The 4,381-nt window shown below is 74.9% G+C and carries 4 protein-coding genes and 1 pseudogene; 2 read left to right on the top strand and 3 right to left on the bottom strand.

Translation table 11 applies throughout. The features are described 5' to 3' along the window. Positions 1-86 (top strand): annotated as a pseudogene (locus AB0I41_RS34935) (VOC family protein); the annotation flags it as partial. Between the two features lie 121 nt (positions 87-207). Here the strand turns inward: AB0I41_RS34935 and dapF are convergent. Genes dapF through AB0I41_RS34920 form a run of 3 tightly spaced genes read right to left on the bottom strand, consistent with a single transcriptional unit; the run spans position 208 to position 2,697 of the window. Continuing rightward, the gene (dapF, locus tag AB0I41_RS34930; protein WP_357115678.1) at positions 208-1,053 is read right to left on the bottom strand and encodes a diaminopimelate epimerase; all 846 of its coding nucleotides are present in this window, start codon (positions 1,051-1,053) and stop codon (positions 208-210) included. A 7-nt stretch (positions 1,054-1,060) separates the two neighbouring features. Beyond that, on the bottom strand, positions 1,061-1,972 hold the full coding sequence (miaA, locus tag AB0I41_RS34925; protein ID WP_357115675.1) for a tRNA (adenosine(37)-N6)-dimethylallyltransferase MiaA: 912 nt from the start codon (positions 1,970-1,972) through the stop codon (positions 1,061-1,063). After that, on the bottom strand, positions 1,969-2,697 hold the full coding sequence (locus AB0I41_RS34920) for a hypothetical protein (protein ID WP_357115672.1): 729 nt from the start codon (positions 2,695-2,697) through the stop codon (positions 1,969-1,971). Before AB0I41_RS34920 ends, miaA begins: the two co-directional genes overlap by 4 nt. A 203-nt stretch (positions 2,698-2,900) precedes the next feature. Between AB0I41_RS34920 and AB0I41_RS34915 the strand changes: the two genes are divergently transcribed. Beyond that, the gene (locus AB0I41_RS34915) at positions 2,901-4,109 is read left to right on the top strand and encodes a DUF349 domain-containing protein (RefSeq protein ID WP_357115669.1); all 1,209 of its coding nucleotides are present in this window, start codon (positions 2,901-2,903) and stop codon (positions 4,107-4,109) included. Positions 4,110-4,381: the final 272 nt, after the last annotated feature.

Below are 4,381 nucleotides of genomic sequence, written 5' to 3'. Positions count from 1 at the left end.
AGCTGGTCACCCCGGACCCGGAGGGCGCGAAGGCCTTCTACGAGCTGGTCTTCGGCTGGCATCCGGAGGACGAGCCGATGGGGCCGATCACCTGCCCCGCGTCGATCATGAAGTTGACGGGTTGGTTTGTCCCACTTCACCCCCGCTAACTTCATGATCAATGGGTCGGCCCCGCAGGGGGCGGGGGTGCGCGGGGCCGGGGGGGGGTCAGAGCAGGAGGGTTGCGGGGGTGAGGGTGCCGGTGGCGACCAGGACCGCCGGGCCCGACAGCCAGCAGGAATCCGCCGTCACCGTCACGGTGAGGCGGCCGCCGGGGACGTCGACCACGATGGTGCCGGTGTCCCGGGCGTCGTCGCGCAGGGCCACCGCGGCCACCGCGCAGGCGCCGGTGCCGCAGGAGAGCGTCTCGGCCGAGCCGCGCTCGTAGACCCGCATCAGCACGTGCCCGTCGGTGCCGTCAACCGGCTCTCCCGGCGCGATGAACTCGACGTTCACCCCGGTCGGGAAGACCCCGGCGTCGTACTCGGGTGCGCGGGTCAGGTCGAGGGCGGCCAGGTCCAGCCCGGCCGGCAACGCGCAGACCAGGTGCGGGTTGCCGACGTCCACCGCCGCGCCGGGCAGGGCCAACCCGCCCAGGGCCGCGGTCGAGGCGTCGTACACCCGGGGCCGGCGCATCTCGACGGCGACCGCCTCCCCCTCGACCCGCGCGCGCACCACGCCGGCCCGGGTGGCCACCGGCAGCGCCGCGCCGACGGGCGTGGCCAGCCCGGTCTCCAGCAGGTAGCGGACGAAGACCCGGGCGCCGTTGCCGCACATCTCGGCGAACGACCCGTCGGAGTTCCAGTAGTCCATGAACCACTCGGCCTCGCCGGCCAGGGCGGCGCCCTCGGGGTGCTTGGCCGCCCGGACCACCCGCAGCACGCCGTCGCCGCCGACGCCACGCCGCCGGTCGCAGATCGCGGCGACCAGCCCGGGCGTCAGGTCGAGCGCCCCTTCCGGGTCGGGCAGGATGACGAAGTCGTTGCCGGTGCCGTGGCCCTTGGTGAACTCCACGCCCCCATCATCCCCGACGGTCGGCGACCACCCGCAGCGCCGTGTCGAGAAACGAGGGCGCGGCCGAGTCGAGCCAGTGGATCCGCGGGTCGCGGCGGAACCAGGAGCGCTGCCGGCGGACGAAGCGCCGGGTGGCCCGGATCGTCTCCTCGTGCGCCTCGGTCTCGGTCAGCTCCCCGGCCAGGAAGCGCAGCACCTGCTGGTAGCCGAGCGCCCGGCCGGCCGTCCGACCCTCCGGCAGGCCGTGGCCGACCAGTTCGCGGGTCTCGGCGACCAGCCCGTCGGCCCACATCCGGTCGACCCGCAGCGCGATCCGCTCGTCCAGCAGCGCGGTGTCCAGGTCGACGCCGAGCTGCACCGACGGGTAGTACGGCGTCGGCTCCGGCAGCGAGGCGGTGAACGAGGCCCCGGTCAGCTCGATCACCTCCAGCGCCCGGACGATCCGCCGGCCGTTGCCGGGCAGGATGCCGGCCGCGGCGACCGGGTCGGCCGCGGCGAGGCGGGCGTGCAGCGGGGCCGGCCCCACCGCCGCCAGTTCGGTCTCCAGCCGCTGCCGCACCGCCGGGTCGGTGCCGGGGAACTCGAACTGCTCCAGCACCGCCCGCACGTACAGCCCCGAGCCGCCGACCAGCAGCGGTACCCGGCCCCGGGCCAGGATGTCGTCGACCGCCGCGCGGGCCAGCCGCTGGTACTCCGCGACGCTGGCCGGCTCGGTGACGTCCCAGATGTCCAGCAGGTGGTGCGGCACGCCGTCCCGCTCGGCCGGGGTCAGCTTGGCGGTGCCGATGTCCATGCCCCGGTAGAGCTGCATCGAGTCGGCGTTGACCACCTCGCCGTCGAGGGCGTGCGCCAGCGCGATGCTCAGCGCCGACTTGCCGGCCGCGGTCGGCCCGACCACCGCCACGACCGTGCCGTTCATGCCGGTGTCCAGTTCGCCACGAAGTAGGAAACGCCGTATGGCGCCGCCGCGTAGCTCAGCTCGCCCCGCCAGGCGCCGCCGGCCGCCCGGACCGCGCCGGCCAGCACCTGCCAGGGCGCCCGGCCGGCGACCTTCAGCTCCGCCGACAGCCCCGGGTCCAGGCCGAGCAGGGCGTCGGCGTCCGCGCCGGCCAGGGCCCGGGCCACCCCCTCGTCGTACGCCTCGGCGCGCGGGTCGTCGTAGCCAGGCGCCTTCGTGCCCCGGCAGGCCGACCCGTCCCCCATCACCAGCAGCGCCACCCGGGGCCGGTACTCGTGCACCTGGCCGGCGAGCAGGGTCAGCTCCGCCGGAGTCGCCTCGGCGCTCACCTGGGCGCCGACCACCCGCACGCCCGTCCGGGCACCGACCGGCTGCCGGCCGAGAAACCACGCGCCGACGGTGACCGCCAGCGGGAGCGGCTCCCCGTCGTCGGGCAGCGCCGGCACCAGCGGGACGGTCAGGTCGAGGCCCCACGGGCGGAACGAGCCGGCGGCGGGCGGGATGATCCAGCCCGTCGCCGCGCCGATGCCCAGCACCACCACGCAGTCCGGCCGGGCGGCCAGCAGTTGGGAAACAGCCGTGTCGGCGGCGGTACGCAGATCGTCCAGCTCGGGCGCGGCGGCGCCGGCCAGCTCGGGCACGATCAGGGGCGGGTGGGGGCAGACGGCGGCGGCGACCAGAGGCACGGGTTCACGGTAGCCGGACGCGCTGGTGCGTCCCCGCGCCGATCCGGTCAATCGAGCGGTAGGACACCGTATGGTCACGGTCGACGACAGGCGCTTCACGCGGACGGGGTCGGACCTGTGACAATGCCAGGAGAAACTTTGCTGCGCCGTGGCGGCGATCGCGGGCTCCGTCCCGTCGACGCCGGGAGAACGAGGATGGGCACATGAGCGACTGGACTGCCTTCGGACGGGTGGACGCGGACGGCACCGTATACGTCAAGACCGCCGAGGGTGAGCGGGTGGTCGGATCCTGGCAGGCGGGAGCCCCGGAGGAGGGGCTGGCCCACTTCGCCCGACGCTTCGCCGACCTGGTGACCGAGGTGGACCTGACCGAGGCCCGGCTCAACTCGGGTGCGGCGGACGCCGGCCACTCGCTGACCACGATCCGCCGGATCCGCGCCTCGCTGGCCGAGGCGCACGTCGTCGGCGACATCGACGGCCTCGCCGAGCGGCTGGACAAGCTCGCCGCCGTCGCCGAGGAGAAGGCCGGCGAGGCGAGGGCCGCCCGGGACGCCGCCCGGGGCGAGGCGCTCGCCCGCAAGGCCGCCCTGGTCGAGGAGGCGGAGAAGCTGGCCGCCGAGTCGACCGGCTGGAAGACCGCCGGCGACCGGCTCAAGGAGATCCTCGACGAGTGGAAGACCATCCGCGGGGTCGACAAGAAGGCCGACGGTGAGCTGTGGAAGCGGTTCGCCGCCGCCCGGGACGGGTTCACCCGCCGCCGGGGCGCCCACTTCGCCACCCTCGACCAGCAGCGCAAGCAGGCGCAGACGGTCAAGGAGGAACTGGTCGCCGAGGCGGAGAAGCTGAAGGACTCCGCCGACTGGGCGATCACCGCCAACCAGCTCAAGGAGCTGATGAACCAGTGGAAGGCCGCGCCGCGCGCCTCCAAGGAGGCCGAGCAGAAGCTCTGGGAACGGTTCCGGGCCGCCCAGGACGCCTTTTTCAGCCGGCGCAGCGAGGTCTTCTCGGCCCGCGACAACGAGCAGCGGGCCAACCTGGAGCGCAAGCAGGCCCTGCTCGCCGAGGCCGAGGCGCTGGACGTCGACGCCGACCCGAAGGGCGCGCAGGCCAAGCTGCGGGAGATCCAGGCGCAGTGGCACGAGGCCGGCCGGGTGCCGCGGGAGGCCGCCACCGGGCTGGAGCGGCGGCTGCGGGCCGTCGACGACAAGGTCCGTGAGGTCATGGACTCGGCCTGGCGACGTACCACCAAGGAGGACAACCCGCTGCTCGCCCAGATGCGGGCGCAGGTGGCCGAGGCCGAGGAGCGGCTGGCCCGGGCGCAGGCCGCCGGAGATGCCCGCCGGATCTCCGAGGCCGAGCAGGCGCTCGCCTCGAAGCGGCAGTTCCTCCAGCTCGCCGAGCAGGCCGGCTGACGCCGACTCGTTTCCGGGAGCCCCGGTCCCTGGCGGGACCGGGGCTCCCGCGCGTCCGGGGTCCGGGGCCCGCGCCCCGCGCACGACGGTCACCGCCCGCCGCGCCGCGACTGGTCGCGGTCCCTCGCGGCCGGGGCGTCGGTGACGATCGGCTGCACCGCCAACGGCGCGGCGTCATGGCGATGCCGGAGCCGGTCGCCTCCCGGTTCGGCTGGCCGGAGAAGAAGCTCGGCTGGTCCGACCTGCTGAAGGCGGTCAGCACCGGCAAGGGC

This window comes from Micromonospora sp. NPDC050200, from assembly GCF_040656135.1.
Taxonomy (GTDB): domain Bacteria; phylum Actinomycetota; class Actinomycetes; order Mycobacteriales; family Micromonosporaceae; genus Micromonospora.
Note: the sequence above shows the minus strand (reverse complement) of the source record. Positions and strands in the feature narration are given on the sequence as shown.